The following is a 22,978-nucleotide window of genomic DNA, read 5'->3' as shown; positions in this document are numbered from 1 at the left end:
TTATTTTGGCTTTTATTATTTATTTAAAAATTCTAAAACAGAATCTGTAATAAATTTAATTTGTTCGTCGTCAAGCTCAGTATGCATTGGTAAAGCAATTACTTCCTGTACCAATTGATCAGTTACCGGGAACTGCTCTTCTTTATAACGAGGATCTAAGTATGCTTTTTGAGAATGCAATGGAATTGGATAGTAAATCGCACATGGAATTCCTTTGTCTAATAAATGCTGCATTAAAGCATTTCTATCAGCATCTAAAATTCTCAACACATATTGATGAAAAACGTGATCATTTTCGTTTGCATCAAAATCCGGAGTAATAATTTTTGCATTTCCGGCAAAAGCTGCATTGTATTTTGTTGCTGCTAAACGACGTGCTGCATTATATTCATCTAAAAGCGGCAATTTTGCATTTAAAACTCCAGCCTGAATACTATCTAAACGAGAATTTACACCTACAACATCGTGGTGGTAACGCTCGTACATTCCGTGATTTACAATTCCGCGGATGATGTGTGCTAATTTATCATCATTTGTAAAAATTGCTCCTCCGTCTCCATAACATCCTAAGTTTTTAGATGGAAAGAACGAAGTTGCTGCAACGTGGCCAATTGTTCCTACTTTTGATTTTGTTCCAGATTTAGAAATATAATCTGCTCCAATTGCCTGTGCATTATCTTCAATTACATATAAATTATGTTCTGCAGCAATTTCCATAATCGCGTCCATATTCGCCGCACGTCCAAATAAGTGAACTGGAACAATTGCTTTTGTTTTTGGCGTGATTGCTTTTTTCACTGCATCAATATCGATGTTCATATTATGCAGATCAACATCAACTAAAACCGGAGTCAATTGTAATAAAGCAATTACCTCAACAGTTGCTGCAAAAGTAAAATCGGCAGTAATTACTTCGTCACCTGGTTTTAAATCTAATCCCATCATTGCAATCTGCAAAGCATCTGTACCATTTGCACATGGAATCACATGTTTTGCTCCTAAATAGTCTTCAAGATTTTTTTGAAACTGATGAACTAATGGCCCGTTAATATAAGTATTTGTGTCTAAAACTTCTTGAATAGAAGCATCTACAGTAGATTTTATTTTTTCGTATTGACTCTTTAAGTCAACCATTTGTATTTTTTTCATTTTTGAATAATGTTTAAAATTAAAGACTCTATTTTAGACAGAAATCTCTAAAAGGAGGAACAAAAATAGTTATTAATAGCTTCAAACCAATGAAAATAGTCGAAAGAAATGTAATTTAGCTGCAAAAAAAATTACATGCTTTTTTTATACAATCTAACCATTTACATCGCAGGATTTTTCTTAAAAATCATAGCACTATTTAGTCCGAAAATTAAGCTTTTTGTGGAAGGCCGAAAAAATGTATTTTCTGTTTTAGAAGAAAAAATCAAAGCAAACGATAAAACTATTTGGTTTCATTCTGCCTCATTGGGCGAGTACGAACAAGGGCTTCCAGTAATTGAAAAAATCAAAGAAAAATACCCGTCGCATAAAATCATTGTAACCTTTTTTTCACCATCTGGATACGAAGTGCGTAAAAATAACACAGTTGCCGATGTGACAATTTATTTACCGCTTGACACTAAAAGCAATGCGAAGAGATTTTTAAAATTAGTTCATCCCGAATTTGCTTTTTTCATTAAATATGAGTTTTGGCTGAATTATTTAAACGAATTAGAAAAAAGCAAAACATCAACTTATTTGATTTCGGGTATTTTTAGAGACAGCCAGATGTTTTTTAAATGGTATGGCGGATTTTACAGAAAAGCGCTAAACGCTTTCACTTACTTTTTTGTTCAAAATGAAAGCTCAAAACAAAAAATTGAAGCGATTGGTTTTAAAAACGTAATTGTTTCCGGCGATACTCGTTTTGATCGGGTAAATGCCATCTTGGAGAGAGACAATATCCTGAACTATGTTGAAAATTTTAAAAACAATCAGCTGACTATTGTAATTGGAAGTTCATGGCCGAAAGACGAAGTTTTATTAATAGAATATATTAATCAGGCACCGGAAAATGTAAAATTTATCATTGCACCGCATAATATAAAGACAGAGCAGATTTCAAATCTTAAATCACAAATTACAAAGTCAACCGTTTTATTTTCTGAGAAAGAAAACAAAGATTTATCTAATTATAATGTCTTTATAATTGACACAATTGGAATTCTGACCAAAATTTACAGTTACGGAACAATCGCTTACGTAGGCGGAGGATTTGGAAATCCCGGAATCCATAATATTCTTGAACCCGCAACATTTGGAATCCCAATAGTTATTGGACCTAATTATTCAAATTTTGCAGAAGCTGTATCTTTAGTTGAACTTGGAGGCTGTATTTCCATAACAAACTTCCTGGAACTAAAAGAGATTTTAGACCGTTTAATTAACGATCCGAAATTGCTAACAGAAAAAAGTCATATTTGTAAGTCATTTATTCAGAACAACAAAGGAGCCACAAATACGATTATGAAAATAGTTTCGTAAATATTCTGTCTTTAATTTTGGAGTTTTGAAGCTGTAATTTAATTAAAGTTCATTTTAAGAACCATTTTTTCATTAAACAAGGAAACAGAATTATCCTTAAAAAGCAAAATAAAACGCAACAGAGGCAATCAAAACAGCCAAATTTCCAACAGAATATTCAACAAATAATTATTTACACAAAACATTAGATAATTTAAGATAATTTTATAAATTTGGCATATTATTTGATAAATAAGATAAACGTGAGCGGAGGAAAATATTTTAAAAAAAAAGTGAAAAAATATTTTACATATTAAAAAATTTATATCTTTGCCACGAATTAATAATTAACCTTTTATAATAAAGTAAGATGAAAAAAGTATTTTTAAGTTTAGCTGTTGTTGCTGTTTTAACTGTTGTATCTTGTAAAAAAGCTGACGCTGCAGCTACTGAAACTGTAGATTCTACTGCTGTTGCTGTTGATTCTGCTGCTACTGTAGTTGATTCTGCTGCTGCAACTGTTGATTCTGCTGCTGCTAAAGTTGATTCTGCTGCTGCAAAAGTAGAAGATGCTGCTAAAGAAGTAAAAAAATAATTAGAACCTAAGTTCTAAAAATTTTAAAACCATCGAAATCGATGGTTTTTTTTTGGCCAAATCTCAACATTGAGCCATAAAAAAGCGTTCATTTTCATGAACGCTTTTTTTTATTACCTACTCTTCCACTTCTTCCTCCTCAAAAACCTCCTCATCTTCAAAAATAGACTCACTTGAAGAAAAATCAAGAATCTCAGCTCTTGAAGCATACGTTACAATTTCCTTTATCCCTTTCTGAAGAAGCAATTCTGTAGTATATTTTCGACTTGTCGCAAAATGAACATCACCAAGCATCAATTTAAAAAAATACTTCCCCCCTGAACCTTTAAATTTCAAAAATCTGGCAAGCTCAATTGTCGATTTAAATTTCTCAATATCCTCTTCACACTCAAACCTCAACTCATAACTTAAACTCGTAAAAATAACTTTCCCTTTTCTAGATGTAAACACAAACTTATATTCATCATTAAACCGCTTGCTAATTACAAAAGCACCCATATTTTTATTTTAAATTTTAGATTGTTGATTTTAGATTTTAAGCCTCCTCAAATCCTTAGATTCTTTTAAAATTAATTCTTTACAAATTAATTTCAAACTATTGAGTTTGCACAATAAAAAAAGCCTCTTCAAAAGAAGAGGCTTTAGTACTCAGAGCGGGACTTGAACCCGCACGAACATTGCTGTTCACTGGATTTTAAGTCCAGCGTGTCTACCAATTTCACCATCCGAGCATTATATGGTCTAGAGCGAAAAACGGGGCTCGAACCCGCGACCTCGACCTTGGCAAGGTCGCGCTCTACCAACTGAGCTATTTTCGCATTTTCAAATTCTGTTTAAGAACTGCAACACTTGATTTGTTTCGTATTGCGAGTGCAAATTTAGGACATTTATTCAATTACACAAGCGTTTTTTGAAAAAAAAGTTTACTTATTTTATAACCTTCTGATAACCTAAACTTTAAAATTGAAAATTTTTAATTTTATTTTTTGACCAGCATTCGCTTGATCTCATTAAGCTTCATAAGCGCCTCAACCGGCGTAATTGCATTTATATCCAAACTTAATATTTCTTCTTTTATTTCTTCTAATAAAGGATCATCCAAATTAAAGAAACTCATCTGCATTTCATCATTTGCTGATTTAATTCCGTTGAGAGCATCACTTGAATGATTCTTTTCGAGTTTCTTTAAAAGTTTCTGCGCTTTTGAAATTACAAGCTGCGGCATTCCAGCCATTTTTGCCACATGAATACCAAAACTATGCGCACTTCCGCCTTTTACAAGCTTTCTAACAAAAAGAACCGTATCTTTTAATTCTTTTACCGCTACATTATAATTTTGAATTCTAGGAAGCGACTCCGTCATTTCATTCAACTCATGATAATGCGTCGCAAACAGAGTTTTAGCTTTTGAAGGATGTTCATGCAGAAATTCGGCAATAGCCCAGGCAATCGAAATTCCATCATACGTACTGGTCCCTCTTCCAATTTCATCCAACAGCACCAAACTGCGGTCTGAAATATTATTCAAAATCGAAGCCGTTTCATTCATTTCAACCATAAACGTAGATTCTCCCATCGAAATATTATCCGAAGCTCCTACTCTTGTAAAAATCTTATCTACAATTCCCATTCTAACACTGTCTGCCGGAACAAAACTTCCCATTTGCGCCAAAAGCACAATTAAAGCCGTTTGCCTCAAAATAGCCGACTTACCCGACATGTTAGGTCCGGTAATCATAATAATCTGCTGTTTTTCTCTGTCTAAGAAAACATCATTTGCAATATAAGGTGTTCCAACCGGTAATTGTTTCTCAATTACAGGGTGTCTTCCATTTTTAATATCCAGTTCAAAAGTATCGTCGATTTCCGGACATACATATTGGTTTTCTACAGCCATTTGTGTAAACGAACACAAACAGTCTAATTGTGCTACCAAATAAGCATTCATTTGAACCGGCTTAATATAAGTCGCAATCCAATTTACCAACTGCTCAAAAAGCTCTGATTCAATTTTATGAATTTTCTCCTCAGCACCCAGAATTTTCGTTTCGTACTCTTTTAATTCTTCAGTAATGTAGCGTTCTGCATTTACTAAAGTCTGTTTACGAATCCATTCTTCCGGAACTTTGTCTTTGTGCGTGTTTCTAACTTCAATATAATACCCAAAGACATTATTGAATGATATTTTTAAAGAAGAAATCCCTGTTCGTTCTGATTCTCTTCTTTCGATTCCTTCTAAAAATTCTTTTCCAGATGTAGAAATTGCTCTTAATTCATCTAGTTCTTCATTAACTCCTGTCGCAATTGCATTTCCTTTTGAAATTGCAACGGGCGCGTCCTGATTTAATGTTGTTTTAATTTTTTCACGCAGCAAATCACACGAGTGCAAACTATCCCCAATAACTTTTACAGCTTCCTGCGGACTTTCGAGCGCTAATGTTTTAATTGGAATAATAGCATCCAGCGATTCTTTTAAATAAACAATTTCTCGCGGAGAAACTTTTCCAGCCGCAATTTTAGAAATCAAACGTTCCAGATCTGAAATCTGTTTAATTTGATATTGAATATTATGGAGAATTTCAGGATTTGATTTCAAATACGAAACCACAGCATGACGTCCTTTAATCTTATTTGTATCTTTTAAAGGTAAAGCCAGCCAGCGTTTCAACAAACGACCTCCCATTGGTGAAAGTGTTTTGTCGATTACATCTAAAAGCGTTACTGCATTTGGATTATAACTGTGATACAATTCTAAGTTTCTAATTGTAAAACGGTCCATCCATACATACGCATCTTCTGCAATACGCTGAATAGCGGTAATATGCTGTACTCTATTATGCTGTGTTTCTGACAAATAATATAAAATTGCTCCAGCAGAAATAATTCCTTCTTTTAATTCTTCAACACCAAAACCTTTTAAAGAATTGGTTTGAAAGTGTTTTGTAAGAGTTTCTAAAGCATAATCTTCTTTATAAATCCAGTCCTCTAAATAAAAGCTGTGAAAATCTTCTCCAAAGGCATCTTTAAATTCGCTTTTGCAGTTTTTAGGGACCAAAACTTCGCTTGGATTAAAATTCTGCAGTAATTTATCGATGTATTCAGCATTTCCCTGCGCTGTTAAAAACTCCCCTGTCGAAACATCTAAAAAGGAAATTCCAATGTTTTTATTAGCAAAACAAACAGAAGCTAAAAAATTGTTTGTTTTAGATTGTAAAACTTCATCGTTTAAAGAAACCCCAGGCGTTACAAGTTCTGTAACTCCTCTTTTTACAATTGTTTTGGTCATTTTTGGATCTTCCAGCTGATCGCAGATCGCTACACGAAGTCCTGCCTTAACCAATTTTGGCAGATATGTATTAATAGAATGGTGTGGAAAACCAGCAAGAGCAGTTTCAGTATCAGACCCTGCACCTCTTTTTGTTAAGGTAATCCCCAAAATTTTAGAAGCCCTGATAGCGTCTTCTCCAAAGGTCTCATAGAAATCTCCTACTCTGAAAAGCAGACATGCATCAGGATATTTTCTCTTGATTTCGTTGTACTGTTTCATCAAAGGCGTTTCTTTCGCCACTTTCTCTTTCGCTGCCAAATTGTAATGTTTTTAAATGAAAAAATAAGACAGCGAATTTATAATATTTTGACGGCATATCGAAGGACTACAAAAATTAAAATATTTTAAGATATTTTTAGGCTCTCATTTCAGAATTTTACATAGCTTTGTTTATCATTTAAAAAAAGACCCTTAAAGATGAAAAAAATAATTTTATTCGCTATGTTAGCTGTAGCTGGTATTACAGCTTCTAATGCACAAACTACTAAAAAAGCAAGCGCTAAAGCTGCTAAAGTTGCTAAAATCGAAGGAGCAGGTATGGCTTTCGAAAGTGAAACTATCGATTACGGAACAATTGCGCACAATGCTGACGGAAAACGTGAATTTGTTTTTGTTAACAACGGAACAAAACCGTTAATCATCACAAACGCTCAAGGATCTTGCGGCTGTACAGTTCCTACATCTCCAAAAGAGCCTATTGCTCCAGGTGCTAAAGGTGTTATTGGTGTAAAATATGCTACTGACAGAGTTGGTGCTTTTACAAAAACAGTAACTATTACTTCTAACGCAGAAGGACAACCAACAAAAGTACTTACAATTAAAGGTACTGTTTTACCAGATCCAGTAAAAAGCTAATCTGAAAAACAATAAAATAATCGAAAAAGCTTCCTTATCTTTGGAAGCTTTTTTTATGACCTGAATTTACAACAATGAGAAAACTTGAGAATAGCGAATTAGAAAGAAAATCTATTGAAGATTTTAAAAAATCAGACAAAACTCCTTTAATATTAGTTTTGGATGACATTCGCAGCTTACATAATATAGGATCTGTTTTTAGAACTTCTGATGCTTTTTTGGTTGAGAAGATAATCTTATGCGGTATTACCGCAACACCGCCAAACAAAGAAATTCACAAAACTGCATTGGGCGCGACCGAAACGGTTGCCTGGGAACATCATGAAAATGTTTTGGAAGTTATTGAAAACCTAAAAAAAGAAAATGTATTAACTCTTGCTATTGAACAAGTTGAAAGCGCAGTTTTTCTTCAGGATTTTCAGGTTGAAAAAAATCAGAAATACGCTCTTGTTTTTGGAAATGAAGTTTACGGCGTATCGCAGGAAGCAGTTGCCATTTGCGACGGATGTATCGAAATTCCTCAATTAGGCACAAAACACTCTTTAAATATTGCTGTCAGTGCAGGAATTGTAGTTTGGGATTTGTTTCAGAAACTAAACTGGCCAAAATAACACTTTTAAATATTTTTAGTTAAATAATTGTGACTATTAAGCGATTTTAAAACTAAAAATGTTATAAATCCAAAAATATTTTTTTATCATAGCAAAATTGATACTTTTATAAAATGAAAAGTATCAATTTTTTATTTATAACCGTTTTTTTATTTGCATTTAACATTCAATCGTATGCAAATGAAAATTTTGTCATTTTATATAAGAGTTCAAATACTTCAAAAGACACTCTAAAATCAAACAAAAAACGAACCGCAAAATTAAGCTATGATGTTGTTCCTCCAATTATAAGAGCAACTGGAGATCAATTATACTGTCCGCAAAGTAACATAAACATCGTAACCGATATAAACATTACATACGATTTATCTGAACCTTCAACTCAGGCTGTTTACATTCAAATTTCATCTGGTTATTCAAGTGGTTTTGATAAATTAGAACTTTTAAATCCTGCTTCTCATCCTTTAATTACAACAAGCTGGGACATTACCGCAGGAAAACTAAAATTATCAAGTCCAACTGGCGTTAATGTTTTATACACTGATTTTATTGCCGCAATCAAAGATGTCGTTTTTTCTAATTCTTCAGCAGGAGCTGCAGGAACACGAACTTTTTCAATAACAATTGGTCAAGCCAATTATCTGCCTTCGACACAGCATTACTATTTATTTGTACCGAGTATAGGCATCAGCTGGACAAGCGCTAAGATCGCCGCAGAAGCAAGTACATACTATGGTCTTAAAGGATATTTAGCCACAATACTCTCTGCGGATGAAGCCAAGTTAATTGGTGAACAAGCATCTGGAACGGGATGGATTGGCGGAAGTGACGCTGAAATCGAAGGCGTATGGAAATGGGTTACAGGACCAGAAGCAGGAACTGTTTTCTGGAACGGAACCGCAAGTGGATCAACACCCAATTTTGCTTTTTGGAATTCAGGAGAACCTAATCAGCTTGGTGATGAAGACTACGCACACATCACGCAGCCGGGAGTTGGTATAAGAGGTTCCTGGAATGATTTATCAAATACTGGAGATACATCAGGAAGCTACCAGCCAAAAGGCTATGTAGTTGAATATGGCGGTATGCTGGGCGAAAGTCCATTAGAAATTGCAGCAAGTACTAAAATAACGATTCCAGCCGCCACACCTGCTCCAAATCTTGATACAGTTTGCGACTCTGGTGTTATAACTCTTAAAGCTTCATCTAATACAGGAACTGTAATTCGCTGGTTCGATGCCCTTGTTGGAGGAAATCTGCTTGCATCTGGCAATACTTATACCACACCGTTCATAAGCTCAACAACCACTTATTATATTGATGCCGGATGCGAATCTAACAGAAAACCTATTACAGCAGTTGTTAACTCTACCCCGCTGCCTCCCACTGCAGGCCAGCCGGTTTATTATAACTGCGGACCAGGTTCTGCTATTATAAAAGCAAGTTCAAATATTGGAACAATAAACTGGTTTACAACCGCTGCCGGCGGTACAAGTTTGTTTAACGGAAACAGTTTTATAACACCCGTAATTTCATCTAACACTACCTATTATGCCGAAGCCAATAATGCCGGCTGTATCAATTCTAATCGCACACCTGTTCACATTGAAGTTTATACACCGCCGGTTGTCACCAACGAAAATGTAATTTTATGCCAGTCTAAAACAGTAACATTAGATGCAGGAATCAGCGGAATGAGTTATTTGTGGTCAAACGGAGCAACAACTCAAACTACAGATATCACAAAAGCCGGAACTTATACTGTTGACGTTACAAGTCCTTCGCCCGAAAATTGCACAAGTCGAAAAACCATCATTGTTGACGAACATTACTTTCCAGAAATTAACAGAATTATTATAAATGGAACACAAGTCGAAATTCAGCTAAAAAAAGAAGAACCTTACTTTGAATATTCTGTAGACGGTATAAATTTTCAGGATTCAAATATTTTTTATGATGTTCCCGGAGGACTTCACACAGCTTATGTTAAAGAAAAAAATGGCTGCGGAGGCATCGGACTGGATTTTGTTGTACTCGTTTTTCCAGCATTTTTTACCCCTAACAACGATAGTTATAATGATTTATGGGAAGTAACAGGGATGGAAAATTATCCTCAGGCGCAGGTGACTATATTTGACCGTTACGGAAAATTAATCGCACAATTAAATGCTTCAAAAATGAGCTGGGACGGCACATTCGAAAAAACACCAATGCCGGCTTCTGACTATTGGTATGCTTTAAAAATAGATGATTCGAAGCCTATTTTGAGAGGACATTTTTCCTTAAAAAGATAAGTTTAAATGAGATAATCTGCCAATTAGAAAATTAAAATAAATATCTCATTGACGCATTTTCTAATTATCTAATTGAGCTTCTTCTGAATTTCATTTAATACAAAAAGATAATCTTCTTGTTTTTTTACAAAATCGCGATCAGAAACGTCGATAATCAGAACATTTAAATCTTTTTGAGATTTTATATATTCCAAATAACCATTGTTGATTTTATCCAGATATTGGGCTTCAATATTCTGCTCATACGTTCTGCCTCGTTTTTTAATATTTTGAAGTAATCGATCTGTATTTTGATATAAGTAAATATACAAATCAGGTTTAGGCATCTCCTTGTAAATAATATCGAATAGATTTCGGTACAAACGATATTCATCTTCCTGTAAAGTGATTTTGGCAAAAATCAGTGATTTAAAAATATGATAATCGGCTACAATGAAATCTTTAAACAAATCAAACTGAGCTAAATCATCAGATAACTGCTGATAACGATCGGCTAAAAAAGACATTTCGAGCGGAAATGCGTATCGATTCTGATCTTTGTAAAACTTGGGCAGAAACGGATTATCTGCAAAACGTTCTAAAACTGTTTTTGCATTAAAATCCTCTGCAATTTTGTGAACCAAAGTAGTTTTTCCGGCACCAATATTTCCTTCAAAAGCAATATAATTGAACTTTTGAAGCGGAATTTCATTTAAAGGACATTTCAAATCCTGAACAACAGTGCAAACACTGTCATCCGGTGAAACTGAGATTAACTCTGAAATCGTTTTTTGAAATACGGGATGTTTCCAGTCTAACTTTAAATCCTGCATTGGCAGTAAAACAAAATTTCTATTCTGCATCAAAGGGTGCGGAATGTGAAGTTTTTCGGTTTCAATAATTTCATCATCAAAAACAATTACATCAACATCAATAATTCGGGATTGATATCCTTCCTGATTCAACCTGATTCTTCCTAACTGTTTTTCGACTTTTAAAACCTGGCTTAATATTTTTTGTGCTGATGAAGTAGTATGCAAAAGCAAGGCACAATTGTAAAAAGCATCACTTTCAAAACCCCAGGCAGGCGTTTCATACAACTTCGAAACCCTGATAACAGTTCCCACTTCCTGATGTATCAAATTGATACAACTTTTGATGTTTTCTAACCTGTTTCCCTGATTGCTGCCTATGGATAAAACGACTTGATGCTGTGATTTCATAATTAATGCAAATTAACTAAAACTATTTTAGAATTAACCAATATATTTGTGAAACGGCACATAGAACCAATTTAAATTTATGTGTAAAATTTGTAACAATTAACCCTTTTATGCTACTTATTTAAAAAATATATACTTATGAAGTTTTTAGGAAATGTACTTGCCACAATTATTGGTATTTTTGTATTTATTATGATCTTCTTTTTTGGAGTAATCCTAATTGGAGCCATCTTTGGCGGAGACGATAAAGTCTCGGTTAAAAATGATTCTGTCATCGAATTAGACTTAAAACAAATTAATAATGATTATGCCGGAAAATACAAAGATCCGTGGGTAACTGTTTTTTCAGATAAAAAAGGAGTTGGCTTAACTGATGTAATTAATGCCATCGAAGCGGCAAAAACAGACAGCAACATTAAAGGAATTTCAATCTTAAACGATCAGTCTTCATTAGGACTTGCACAGTACAAAGATTTAAGAAATGCTCTTGAAAGCTTCAAAAAATCAGGAAAATTTGTCTGGGCTTACGCCAATACTTATTCACAGAAAGAATACTATCTAAACTCGGTTGCCAATACCATTTATTTGAATCCGGCGGGAGATTTAGATTTTAAAGGACTTTCGTCTGAAGTGATGTTCTTCAAAGATTTTCAGGAAAAATCAGGCATTCACATGGAAGTAATTCGTCACGGAAAGTACAAAAGTGCCGTTGAACCCTTTTTAGAAAACAAAATGAGCGATGCCAACAGAGAACAAGTTACAGCACTTTTAAACTCTATTTGGTCAACAGTTTGCAGCGACATTTCAAAAAGCAGAAATATTCCGGTTGATAAATTAAATGAAATTGCAAACGGGTTATTAGCGAGAACTCCGGAAATGGCAAAAGCACAGCATTTGGTTGACATTGTAGCTTATGAAGATGTTTATCACAACGCCATCAAAAAAGCTTTGAAAGTAAAAGGCGATGACGATTATAACAAAATCTCAATTTTAGATTATACTCAAAATAATATGAACACAGCATTAACCAATATTGCTGATGATCAAATTGCTATTATTTACGCTCAGGGCGAAATTGCCGGCGGCGAAGGTGATGTAAATGTAATTGGCGAAGGTTCAATGCGCCGTTCGCTGCAGGAAGCAAGAAAAAATGAAGATGTAAAAGCTATCGTTTTAAGAATTGACAGCCCGGGCGGAAGCGCTTTAACTTCTGATTTAATCTGGAGAGAAATTGAAATTACCAAAAAAGTAAAACCAGTTGTAGTATCAATGGGAAATTATGCAGCTTCCGGAGGTTATTATATTGCCTGCAATGCTGATAAAATTTTCGCAGAAAGCAACACTATTACAGGCTCTATCGGGGTTTTTGGCGTACTGCCAAACTTTACGCCTCTGGCAAACAAATTAGGAATTAATACAGAACAGGTAAAAACACACGAAAACTCAGCAAACTACAGTCCGTTTGTTCCTGTTGACGAAAAGTTCAAAGCTTTTACACTTGAAGGTGTTGAGCAGATCTACAAAACTTTTGTGACGCATGTTGCCGAAGGCAGAAAAATGACTTTTGCCCAAGTAGATTCTATTGCACAAGGAAGAGTTTGGTCTGGAACAGAAGCTGTAAAAATTGGATTAGTAGATAAAATAGGCGGTTTAAATGATGCTATTGCCGAGGCTGCTAAAATTGCAAAAATCAAAGATTACAGCACACAGAATTATCCTGAGTATGAAAAAAAATTCAGCGATTTAATGGCTAATCTTCCTTTTGCTCAATCTAAAGAAGCTTTTATTAAAGAAGAAATCGGCGAAGAGAATTATTTACTTATTGAACAAGTAAAAAGATTTCAAAAACAAAAAGGAGTTCAGGCAATGATGCCTTTCGGAATAAACATTAAATAATTCCAATTAAAATGAAAAAGATATTTCTGTTTACTGCTTTTCTGTTTTTGACCATTTTAAATGCTCAAAACACAAAACAAGATACTTTTAAAGAAACAAATGTTACTTTAAAAATCAACATCGATCAGCTTTATGGTACACTTACTGTTCCAGACGATGTAAAGAAATGTCCGGTTGCTTTAATAATTGCAGGTTCAGGGCCAACAGACAGAAACGGAAATAATCCGATGATGAAAAACAATTCCTTAAAAATGCTGGCCGAAGCGCTGGCTAAAAACGGAATTGCTTCTTTACGATTTGATAAAAGAGGAATCGGTGAAAGCAAAGCATCGGCGGTAACAGAATCGAGTCTGGTTTTTGAAAATTATACCGAAGATGCCAAAAGCTGGATTAATTTTTTAAAACAAGATAAACGTTTTACACAGCTAACGGTTATTGGCCACAGCGAAGGTTCTTTAATTGGAATGATTGCGGGTGCAAAAGCAAATAAATTTATTTCGATTGCCGGAGCCGGAGAATCTGCTGATAAACTTTTAAAATCACAGATTTCTTCTAAATCGAATAAACAAGTTGAAGACATGACGTTTCCTATTATTGACAGTCTGAAGGCCGGAAATAAGGTAAACAAAGTCGATCCGCTTTTAAATTCACTTTTCAGAGCCAGTATTCAGCCCTATTTGATTTCCTGGTTTAAATACGATCCGCAAATCGAAATTAAGAAACTGACTGTTCCGGTTTTAATAATTCAGGGAAATAATGATTTACAGGTTTCAGTTAAAGACGCCGAAAATCTATCTCAGGCCAATAAAAATGCTGAATTGGTTATTATTGATAAAATGAACCATGTTTTAAAAATTATTGACGGTGATAAACAGGCTAATATGGCCAGTTATAATAATGAAAACCTTCCTGTTTCTGAAACAATGGTAAACAAGATTGTTTCATTTATAAAGAAATAGTTACAACAAAAAATACTCTAAATCCGTTTGAAATATATCAAACGGATTTTTTATTTTAATTAGCATATTTTTCTTACATAATTAAGAAAAATTTATCTCTGTAGTTCAATAAAAAAACTATTTTTGCAAGAGTCAATTTTCAAAATTAAACCTCAAATCTATAAATATGTTAAAGAAAATTTTAAAAGTAACCGCCATTGTCCTTGTGGTTTTTGTGGCCGCATTATTTGCCATTCCGTTCTTGTTTAAAGATCAAATTAAGGCGAAAATTGCCGATGCTATCAACGAAAGTGTTGACGCTAAAGTCAGCTTTGCTGATGCTGATTTAAGTTTATTTAAAAACTTTCCAAATGCAGCAGTAGGAATCGAGAAATTGGTAATTATCAACAAAGCGCCTTTTGAAGGTGATACTTTGGTTTCATTAGGAGAATTGAATCTTAAAATGAGCATCAAAGAGCTTTTTAAAGGAAAAGATGAGCCTTTAAACATTCAGGGAATTACTTCTGAAAATGGTTTAATCAACATTATCTTTAATAAAGACGGTGTTGGAAATTTTGATATTGCCTTAAAAGATAAAAAAGAAGATGACAAAAAGGACGACAAAAGCAGTCCGCTTTCTTTGAAGATTCAGAATTACAAAATCGAGAACTTTACTTTTAGATATATCGATCAGGGTTCAAAAATCAAAATGGTTATTGATAGCTTAAATCACGAAGGAACTGGAGATTTTACCAATTCAAAACTGGATTTAGATACAAAAACTACAGCTAACGTATCATTAGATATGGATAAAGTTAATTATATGAAAAATATAAAATTGACTTTAGATGCGATTTTAGGAATTGATTTAGACCAAAGTAAATATACTTTTAAAGAAAATAAAGCTTTAATTAATCAATTGCCGTTAGAATTTGACGGTTTTATTCAAATGGTTAAAGAAGGCCAGATTTATGACTTGAAATTTAAAACGCCGACTTCGTCGTTTACCAATTTCTTAGGATTAATCCCTTCGGCTTATGCTTCAAGTCTTGACGGTGTTAAAACAACCGGAGAATTTACTGTTGTAGGTTTTGCAAAAGGAAAACTAACAGATACTACAGTTCCTGCATTTAACATTGCGATTGCTTCAAACAATGCTTCATTCCAATATCCGAACTTACCAAAATCAGTTCAGAATATTGTAATTGATACTAAAATTATCAACGAAACCGGAATTTTAAATGACACTTACGTAAACTTAGACAAGCTGTCTTTTAAAATCGATCAGGATGTTTTCAGTGCTAAAGCAAATGTTAGAAACATTACAGTTAACCCGCTTGTAGATGCTGCATTAAAAGGAACGATTAACTTAGCAAATCTTTCTAAAGCATATCCAATTAAAATGGATAAACCTTTAGCAGGTATTTTAAAAGCTGATGTTACAACTAATTTTGATATGGCTTCTGTTGAAAAAAGCCAGTATCAAAACATCAAAAATGCCGGAACTATGAGTTTGTCAGGATTTAAATATACTGATGAAAACAATAAATCTATGAATATCAGCACGGCTTTAGTTGAGTTTAACCCAAGTACCATTAACTTAAAACAGTTTAATGCTACAACTGGGAAAAGTGATATTGCTATAAACGGAGTTTTAGAAAATTTCTATGGTTTTATGTTTAAAAAACAAGAATTGAAAGGAAACTTCAATATGAGTTCTAATCAATTGGCTGTTGATGATTTTATGACTTCTGGAGAACCGGCAAAAGCAGAAGAAAAAACTCCTGCAAAACCAGCTGAGGCAATGAAAATTCCAGCTTTCTTAAACTGTACTTTAAATGCAAAAGCAACAACTGTTTTATATGACAACCTGAAACTTAAAGATGTTTCCGGAAAATTGATTATTAAAGATGAAAAAGCATTGCTTGAAAACTTTAAAACGTCAATCTTTGGCGGAACAATTGGTTTAACGGGAGCTGTTTCGACTAAATCAAAAGTGCCTACATTTGATATGAACTTAGGTTTCAATCAGGTTGATATTGCGCAGACATTTACGCAATTGGACATGATGAAAAAAATTGCACCAATTGCCGGAATTATCAATGGTAAATTAAATTCGACTATTAAATTAAACGGAAATTTAGATGCAAAAGAGTTAACTCCTGATTTAAAATCAATTTCTGGAGATTTATTAGGCCAATTACTTTCTACAACTGTTAATCCTAAAAATTCTACAGTATTAAATTCTTTAACTTCAAACATCAAATTCCTTGATGCAAGCAAACTGAATTTAAATGATTTAAAAATGGCTCTGACTTTTGATGACGGAAAAGTAAATGTAAAACCTTTCGACATTAAATACCAAGACATTAAAGTAACGGTTGGCGGAACTCATGGTTTTGACCAAACGATGAACTACAACTTAAAACTGGATGTTCCTGCTAAATATTTAGGAAGCGAGGCAAATGCTCTTATCGCAAAAATGTCTCCTGCAGATGCGGCAAAACTGGAAAACATTCCAATTAATGCTATTATTGGAGGAAACTTTTCAAATCCAAAGATTACGACAGATATGAAAAGTGCAGTTACAAGTTTAGCTTCGCAAGTGGCAAATCAACAAAAAGAAAAACTGACTCAAAAAGGAGCAGCAGCTTTAACTGATTTGATAAACAAAAACACAAAAGCGAAAGATACAACGCAGGCAGCAAAAACTGAAAAAGAACAAAAAGCTCAGGAAACTACTAAAAAAGCAACTGATTTAATAAACGGACTTTTCAAGAAGAAAAACTAATTATAAAAATAAAGGCCAATCGTAATGATTGGCCTCTTTTTTTATACTGCTATTTTTTATACTGCTTTAGGATATACTCTTAATTTTCCGTTTTCTAAAATTGAATTAATAATTTTGAAATATTCCGGCTGTAAGCATTCTTTTGTATCTATTCCTACACTGCCGCTGTCATAAGGTTCATATTTTTTTAATTCTGAAACAGAGAACAAACCAATCGTAGGCGTTTGAACAGAACTCGCCAGGTGCATAATACCACTGTCTGCACCAATAAACAAATCTACATTTGCCAGCACTGACCCCATTTCACGAATATCTTTACTGTAATATGTTGGAGCCTGAAATCCAATTTGAGAAACATTCTCAATTGGTAATATTTCGATGATATTATAATTTTTATATTCGGCTTTTAGTTTAGAATAAAAACTCTCCCACCATTCTTCAGAAAAACATTTTGCTCCGGTAGCATAAGTAAACAAACAAATTGTTCGTTTAGAAGGATCAATTATGTGATCTAAAATTTTCTTTCCGTTAGCAATTTCTGCAACATTAAGTTTAAGATCTAAAGATTCTATTATCTTATTTCTTTTTGGAAGTCCAAGTTTGGTTAAATAAGTACGAAAGTTATAAACTGGATATTTAGCTATATGGTCATAATCATTTTTAGGTTCTGATAATTCACCATCAAGATCTCCGTAAAATTTATATCTTGCTCTTGAGAATTTTACAGCTAATCTTCCAGAAGAAGAATTTTGGTCGACATTTATTGCCATGTCGTAAGGCTCACTTGTAATCGAAATCCAAACCTTAATATATTCGATTAAATTTTTAAAAGGTTTTTTAGGCAGATGGATTGTTTTATTAAGGACTGGATAATTTTCGAAAATAATTGGCGCTAATCCACCTTTTACAAATAAATCAATTTTACAATTTGGAAACATTTCCTCTACTTCCTGAACGAGCGGTGTAATTAATAAAAGATTACCAAGTCTTCCGTTGGGTCTGCAGATTAAAACTCGTTTTATTTCAGTTTTATCAACCAAAATAATATCTCGTTCTGTTTTGGGTTTTCCAATATTCTTAGTCAAGCCACGCATTAAGCCCCGCCTAAAATGATTTATTTTACCTGAAACACTCATCTATACAATAATTAAGGATTAAAGAATTTGGTCTTATCAAAAAAAGCCTAGATAGACAATTTCAAATCTAGGCTGTTTTAATTTTTAAAATTAATTTCTTTGAATAAGTAATTATTATATAATTGTTATCAAATCTTTCAAAATTCACACACTTATTCATAGAAATTCTAAAAATACGATGATTTCGATAAATATTAAAAACGAATATACTAATACTAATTATAGATAGACAAACGACGGATAATACTAGACGTTTATATTGACAACATAACCTTCGGAACCTCGGATATTAAAAACAGTTCCATTTTCAAAAATTAAATACTGACCTTTAATTCCAACTAATTTACCTTGAAACGAAGGAGTTTTATCTAAATTTAAACTTGCAATTTTAGCCGGGTAATTTAAAACCGGGTAATTTAATTCGTAAACATCATTTTTCTGGGCATAAAAAAACTCTTTTACTTCTGCCGGAATTAAGTTTTCTACTTTCGATTTTTCAAGGATCAAATCACATCCTTCTGTATTACACTGCAGCATTTTTCTCCAATTTGTTTTATCAGCATAATGGTCCTTCAGTGCAACCTCTGTAATTCCTGCTAAATAACGATTCGGCACCTCAACAACAGCAATAGCCTGTGTTGCTCCCTGATCAATCCATCTTGTTGGAACCTGGCTCTTACGCGTAACTCCAACTTTTACTTCGCTCGACAAAGCCAGATAAACAACATGAGGCTGTAACTGTGCTTTTTGTTCGTATTCCAGATCTCGATCTGCAATTCCTAAATGTGCTGTACTTAACTCAGGTCTCATAATCCAATCGCCTACAGCGGGACTTGAATAAAAACAATCATAACAAAAGCCTTGTCTGAATATTTTTTTCTTTTTATGACAATTTAAACATTCGAAACCAGCAAAATTAATCTCAATTTCTTTGTCTAACAATTGGTTAACATTGAGAAAACTATCCTCGAAAACTAAATAATACTGAATTGGGTTTCCGAGTTCAGTCTGCATTTTGGTAAGTACGCCTTGATATGTCATTAGGTTTAAATTGTAGATTTTAGATGTTCGATTTTAGATTTACTGCTGAAGATTTTAATTCTATTTATTTTTGATAAATCATTTTTTGGATTAAAATCTTAGTGCAATTGAAGCGGTTTTTATTACAAAAAACACTATTTTTGATACAACAGCAAAGTTAATATTTGTATTGCGATATTCAAATTTTAAGTTTCCTGATTTTGCCTGCAACGGCAAAAACTAACATCTAAAACAATACCATAGTCCATGCCTTTATCTATAATAAACTCTTTTGCTTCATGGGTCCTAAAACAAAGAATCCATCAAATTGAACTTTTTTTAAAGTATCCTAATGAAGTTCAGGAAGAACTATTGCATAATTTATTATTGGCATCTGAAAATACGGTTATTGGAAAAAAATATGACTTTGAATCGATAAATTCTTATCAAACTTTTGCAGAAAGAGTTCCAATTGCAAGTTACGAAGAATTACAGCCTTTGATCGAGCGTACGCGTCAGGGTGAACAAGGTGTTTTTTGGGAATCACCAATTAAATGGTTTGCAAAATCGAGCGGTACTACAAATGCCAAAAGTAAATTTATTCCGGTAAGCAACGAAGCGCTTGAAGATTGTCATTATAAAGGAAGCAAGGATTTACTTTGTTTGTATTTGAATAACAATGAAGATTCTGAGTTATTTCTTGGAAAGAGCTTACGCTTGGGCGGAAGTTCTCAAATTTATGAAAACAACAATACTTTCTTTGGTGATTTATCGGCTATTTTGATTGAAAACATGCCAATTTGGGCTGAATTCAGCAGTACGCCAAGCAGTAAAACTTCGTTAATGAGCGAATGGGAAACCAAAATTGCCGCAATTATTAACGAAACCAAAAATGAAAATGTAACCAGTTTTGCCGGAGTGCCTTCCTGGATGCTGGTTTTAATGAATAAGGTTCTTGAAAACACAGGAAAACAAAGTTTATTAGAACTTTGGCCGAATCTAGAAGTGTATTTTCACGGAGGTGTGAGTTTTTCTCCATACAAAGAACAATACAAGAAAATTTTACCAAGCAAAGATTTTAGATATTACGAAATTTATAATGCCTCTGAAGGCTTTTTTGCAATTCAGGATTTAAACAATTCAAGCGATTTATTATTAATGCTGGATTACGGAATTTTCTATGAATTTATTCCAATGGATACTTTTGGAACTCCAGATCAAAAAGTAATTCGTTTAGCCGATGTTGAATTGAATAAAAACTACGCCATTGTTATTACCACAAATTCTGGTTTATGGCGTTATTTAATTGGCGATACGGTTCGTTTTACGTCATTAAATCCATACAGAATTAGAGTTACCGGAAGAACCAAACATCATATAAATGTTTTTGGCGAAGAACTAATGGTCGAAAACACAGATCAGGCCATTGCCAAAGCCTGCCAGATTACCCAAACCGAAGTTATTGATTACACGGTTGCTCCAATTTTTATGCAGGACAAAGAAAAAGGTGCTCACGAATGGATGATAGAATTCAAGAAAAAACCGGCTGATGTTGGTCTTTTCCAAAAAGTTCTGGATGAAACCCTGCAAACTTTAAATTCTGATTATGAAGCAAAACGTTACAACAATATGACTTTAAATCCTTTGGTTATTAATGTAGCGCGCGAAAACTTATTCTACGATTGGCTGAAAGAAAGAGACAAACTAGGCGGACAGCATAAAATTCCGAGACTTTCTAATCAAAGGGATTATTTGGAGCAGTTGAAGGAGATGTCTGCTGTTAAAAGTTAGACAAAAATCGAATTAAGATCTTTCGATAGCCCTTGGCTTCAGCCAAGGGTTTATAATATCTGCTTAAGGCTTTAGCCGAATTTATGCGGAGTGATTTGGCTAAAGCCTTAGCCTTGCCAGCTCGTATACCTCCAGCTAAAGCAGGAGGCAATTGATTTATTAAAAATTCTATTGTAACATTTGGGTTACATCATATCGATATATCTGTCGTGATATCCTAAAAGATATAAAACACCGTCAAGTCCTAAACTAGAGATTGAAGTTGAAGCACTTTCTTTAACTTTTGGTTTAGCATGGAAAGCGATTCCTAAACCAGCTAGGTTTAGCATTGGTAAATCGTTTGCACCATCTCCAACTGCAATAGTCTGGTTGATATGGATTCCTTCTTTTTCAGCAATTGCTTTTAAAAATTCGGCTTTCTTTTGTCCGTCTACGATATCGCCCAGATACTTACCTGTTAATTTACCGTCTTTAATTTCTAATTGATTAGCGTGAACATAATCAATTCCAAGTTCTTTTTGAAGGTATTCTCCAAAATAGGTAAAACCTCCTGAAAGGATTGCAGTTTTATATCCGTAGTATTTCAAGGCTTTCATTAAACGATGTGCGCCTTGTGTTATTGGTAAATTAACGGCAACATTTTGCAGCACTTCTTCGCTTAAACCTTCTAACAAAGCCATACGTTTTTTAAAGCTTTCGTTAAAATCAATTTCACCATTCATAGCCGATTCTGTTATCGCACGAACCTGATCGCCTACTCCGTTTAGTTCTGCCAATTCGTCGATAACTTCAGTTTGGATTAAAGTTGAATCCATGTCGAAGCAGACCAAACGGCGGTTTCTTCTGTAAATATTATCTTCCTGAAAAGAAATGTCAACATTTAAAGTTCTTGAAATCTCCATAAAACTTGCCGTCATGACAATTTTATTTACAATTTCTCCTGTCACTGACAACTGAATACAAGAACGCGGATATTGTTCTTTTTCGACAATTGAAGTTCTTCCGGTTAAACGTATAATGGAGTCGATATTTAGGTTTTGATCTGACATTATTTTAGTAACAGCTGCCAATTGTGACGCTGCCAGCTTTTCACCTAAAATATTGATGATGTAGCGCTGCTTAGACTGCGATTTTACCCACTTTTCGTAATCTTCTATAGAAATTGGAATAAACTTAACTTTAATTTCCAGTTCATAGGCTTTAAATAATAAGTCTTTTAAAACCGGCGCAGACGAAGAACCTGCAGCAATTTCGAATAAGATACCTAAAGAAAGTGTGTCATGAATATCGGCTTGGCCAATATCTAAAATATTAGCATCGTAAGCTGCCAATACAGCTGTTAAACCTGCCGTAACCCCTATTTTATCGTGTCCAGAAACTTTTAATAAAATAATTTCTTTATTTTCCTCTGCTGCCATTTTATCTTATTGATTTGAAAGCGACAAAAATCGGCAATCTCTTGGTGATAAAAAAGAATAATCCTTGTTTTTTTTGCAAAGAAAAAGCGCATATTCATGCGCTTTTTTAAGTAATTTAACAATTATGCTCTTCTATTATAATAACATAACTTTTTTATTATTTGTTTGGTTGGTTCTCATCGAAGTTTACCATCCAGTTTACTCCAAATTTGTCTTTGAACATTCCAAAATAAGCACCCCAAAAAGTTTTATTCATAGGCATTTCTACTTTTCCTCCAGCAGAAAGTCCGTTGAAAATTCTGTCAGCTTCATCTGTACTTTCTGTATTAATCGAAATGGAAAAATTATCTCCAAAACCAACATCTCCATATCTTGGATGACTGTCACTTCCCATTAAAATGGTATTGCCAATTGGAAGTGAAACGTGCATAATTCGGTTTAAAGCTTCTTCTGAAAGCTTTTCTCCTTCTTCTGCCGGTGCATCTTTATATTTTCCGATATAAGGAAATTCTCCTCCAAAAACTGATTTGTAAAACAGAAATGCTTCTTCGCAGGTTCCGTTAAACATTAAATAAGGATTAATTGCTGCCATGATATTTTTTGTTAATTG

Annotated in this window: 17 protein-coding genes and 2 tRNA genes; 9 read left to right on the top strand and 10 right to left on the bottom strand. The window is 33.7% G+C overall.

Annotated elements, in window-relative coordinates:
* Positions 1-15 precede the first annotated feature (15 nt).
* Complete coding sequence (locus FJOH_RS08955) at positions 16-1,149, bottom strand: DegT/DnrJ/EryC1/StrS family aminotransferase (RefSeq protein ID WP_012023803.1); 1,134 nt, start codon at positions 1,147-1,149, stop codon at positions 16-18.
* A 135-nt stretch (positions 1,150-1,284) separates the two neighbouring features.
* On the opposite strand from FJOH_RS08955, the gene FJOH_RS08950 reads away from it, so the two are divergent.
* Together FJOH_RS08950 and FJOH_RS08945 are read left to right on the top strand one after the other, a co-directional pair.
* Positions 1,285-2,514 carry a 3-deoxy-D-manno-octulosonic acid transferase gene (locus tag FJOH_RS08950; protein ID WP_012023802.1) on the top strand — a complete coding sequence of 410 codons (1,230 nt, stop codon included), beginning with the start codon at positions 1,285-1,287 and terminating at the stop codon, positions 2,512-2,514.
* Positions 2,515-2,863: 349 nt separating this feature from the next.
* Positions 2,864-3,088 (top strand): PG1828 family lipoprotein, encoded by a 225-nt coding sequence (locus FJOH_RS08945; protein WP_012023801.1) that lies wholly within the window; start codon positions 2,864-2,866, stop codon positions 3,086-3,088.
* A gap of 117 nt (positions 3,089-3,205) precedes the next feature.
* Here the strand turns inward: FJOH_RS08945 and FJOH_RS08940 are convergent, their stop codons facing one another.
* The 4 genes from FJOH_RS08940 to mutS all read right to left on the bottom strand — a co-directional run bounded on the left by FJOH_RS08940 (position 3,206) and on the right by mutS (position 6,674).
* On the bottom strand, positions 3,206-3,586 hold the full coding sequence (locus tag FJOH_RS08940) for a hypothetical protein (protein WP_012023800.1): 381 nt from the start codon (positions 3,584-3,586) through the stop codon (positions 3,206-3,208).
* Between the two features lie 147 nt (positions 3,587-3,733).
* Positions 3,734-3,819, bottom strand: a tRNA-Leu gene (locus tag FJOH_RS08935).
* Between the two features lie 14 nt (positions 3,820-3,833).
* A tRNA-Gly gene (locus FJOH_RS08930) sits at positions 3,834-3,906 on the bottom strand.
* A 161-nt stretch (positions 3,907-4,067) separates the two neighbouring features.
* Positions 4,068-6,674 (bottom strand): DNA mismatch repair protein MutS, encoded by a 2,607-nt coding sequence (gene mutS, locus FJOH_RS08925; RefSeq protein WP_044047604.1) that lies wholly within the window; start codon positions 6,672-6,674, stop codon positions 4,068-4,070.
* Between the two features lie 159 nt (positions 6,675-6,833).
* On the opposite strand from mutS, the gene FJOH_RS08920 reads away from it, so the two are divergent.
* From FJOH_RS08920 to FJOH_RS08910, 3 genes are all read left to right on the top strand, one after another.
* Positions 6,834-7,271, top strand: coding sequence for a DUF1573 domain-containing protein (locus tag FJOH_RS08920; protein WP_012023798.1), 438 nt, complete (start codon positions 6,834-6,836; stop codon positions 7,269-7,271).
* Between the two features lie 74 nt (positions 7,272-7,345).
* Entirely contained in the window at positions 7,346-7,882 is a 537-nt protein-coding gene (locus FJOH_RS08915; protein WP_012023797.1) for an RNA methyltransferase, read from the top strand.
* A gap of 113 nt (positions 7,883-7,995) precedes the next feature.
* A complete protein-coding gene (locus FJOH_RS08910; protein WP_012023796.1) occupies positions 7,996-10,176 on the top strand; it encodes an Ig-like domain-containing protein in 2,181 nt (726 codons plus the stop codon).
* 68 nt (positions 10,177-10,244) lie between these two features.
* On the opposite strand, the gene folK is transcribed toward FJOH_RS08910, so the two are convergent.
* The gene (folK, locus tag FJOH_RS08905; protein WP_012023795.1) at positions 10,245-11,378 is read right to left on the bottom strand and encodes a 2-amino-4-hydroxy-6-hydroxymethyldihydropteridine diphosphokinase; all 1,134 of its coding nucleotides are present in this window, start codon (positions 11,376-11,378) and stop codon (positions 10,245-10,247) included.
* A gap of 138 nt (positions 11,379-11,516) precedes the next feature.
* On the opposite strand from folK, the gene sppA reads away from it, so the two are divergent.
* The 3 genes from sppA to FJOH_RS08890 all read left to right on the top strand — a co-directional run bounded on the left by sppA (position 11,517) and on the right by FJOH_RS08890 (position 17,003).
* Positions 11,517-13,274 carry a signal peptide peptidase SppA gene (gene sppA / locus FJOH_RS08900; RefSeq protein WP_012023794.1) on the top strand — a complete coding sequence of 586 codons (1,758 nt, stop codon included), beginning with the start codon at positions 11,517-11,519 and terminating at the stop codon, positions 13,272-13,274.
* Between the two features lie 11 nt (positions 13,275-13,285).
* A complete protein-coding gene (locus FJOH_RS08895) occupies positions 13,286-14,233 on the top strand; it encodes an alpha/beta hydrolase (RefSeq protein WP_012023793.1) in 948 nt (315 codons plus the stop codon).
* A gap of 166 nt (positions 14,234-14,399) precedes the next feature.
* Positions 14,400-17,003, top strand: coding sequence for an AsmA-like C-terminal region-containing protein (locus FJOH_RS08890; protein ID WP_012023792.1), 2,604 nt, complete (start codon positions 14,400-14,402; stop codon positions 17,001-17,003).
* A gap of 56 nt (positions 17,004-17,059) precedes the next feature.
* Here the strand turns inward: FJOH_RS08890 and FJOH_RS08885 are convergent, their stop codons facing one another.
* On the bottom strand, positions 17,060-18,097 hold the full coding sequence (locus FJOH_RS08885; RefSeq protein WP_012023791.1) for a glycosyltransferase family 9 protein: 1,038 nt from the start codon (positions 18,095-18,097) through the stop codon (positions 17,060-17,062).
* 288 nt (positions 18,098-18,385) lie between these two features.
* Positions 18,386-19,180 carry a DUF2797 domain-containing protein gene (locus tag FJOH_RS08880; RefSeq protein ID WP_012023790.1) on the bottom strand — a complete coding sequence of 265 codons (795 nt, stop codon included), beginning with the start codon at positions 19,178-19,180 and terminating at the stop codon, positions 18,386-18,388.
* Between the two features lie 246 nt (positions 19,181-19,426).
* Here FJOH_RS08880 and FJOH_RS08875 point away from each other — a divergent pair, with 246 nt between their 5' ends.
* Positions 19,427-20,950, top strand: a complete 1,524-nt coding sequence (locus tag FJOH_RS08875) for a GH3 auxin-responsive promoter family protein (protein WP_012023789.1) — start codon at positions 19,427-19,429, stop codon at positions 20,948-20,950.
* 185 nt (positions 20,951-21,135) lie between these two features.
* Here FJOH_RS08875 and serB read toward each other — a convergent pair whose 3' ends face one another.
* Positions 21,136-22,368 (bottom strand): phosphoserine phosphatase SerB, encoded by a 1,233-nt coding sequence (serB, locus tag FJOH_RS08870; RefSeq protein ID WP_012023788.1) that lies wholly within the window; start codon positions 22,366-22,368, stop codon positions 21,136-21,138.
* Positions 22,369-22,525: 157 nt separating this feature from the next.
* Complete coding sequence (locus FJOH_RS08865) at positions 22,526-22,960, bottom strand: VOC family protein (protein WP_012023787.1); 435 nt, start codon at positions 22,958-22,960, stop codon at positions 22,526-22,528.
* Between the last annotated feature and the right edge of the window lie 18 nt (positions 22,961-22,978).

It is taken from the genome of Flavobacterium johnsoniae UW101 (assembly GCF_000016645.1).
In the GTDB taxonomy this organism is placed as follows: domain Bacteria; phylum Bacteroidota; class Bacteroidia; order Flavobacteriales; family Flavobacteriaceae; genus Flavobacterium; species Flavobacterium johnsoniae.
This window is presented reverse-complemented; position numbering and strand designations above follow the sequence as displayed.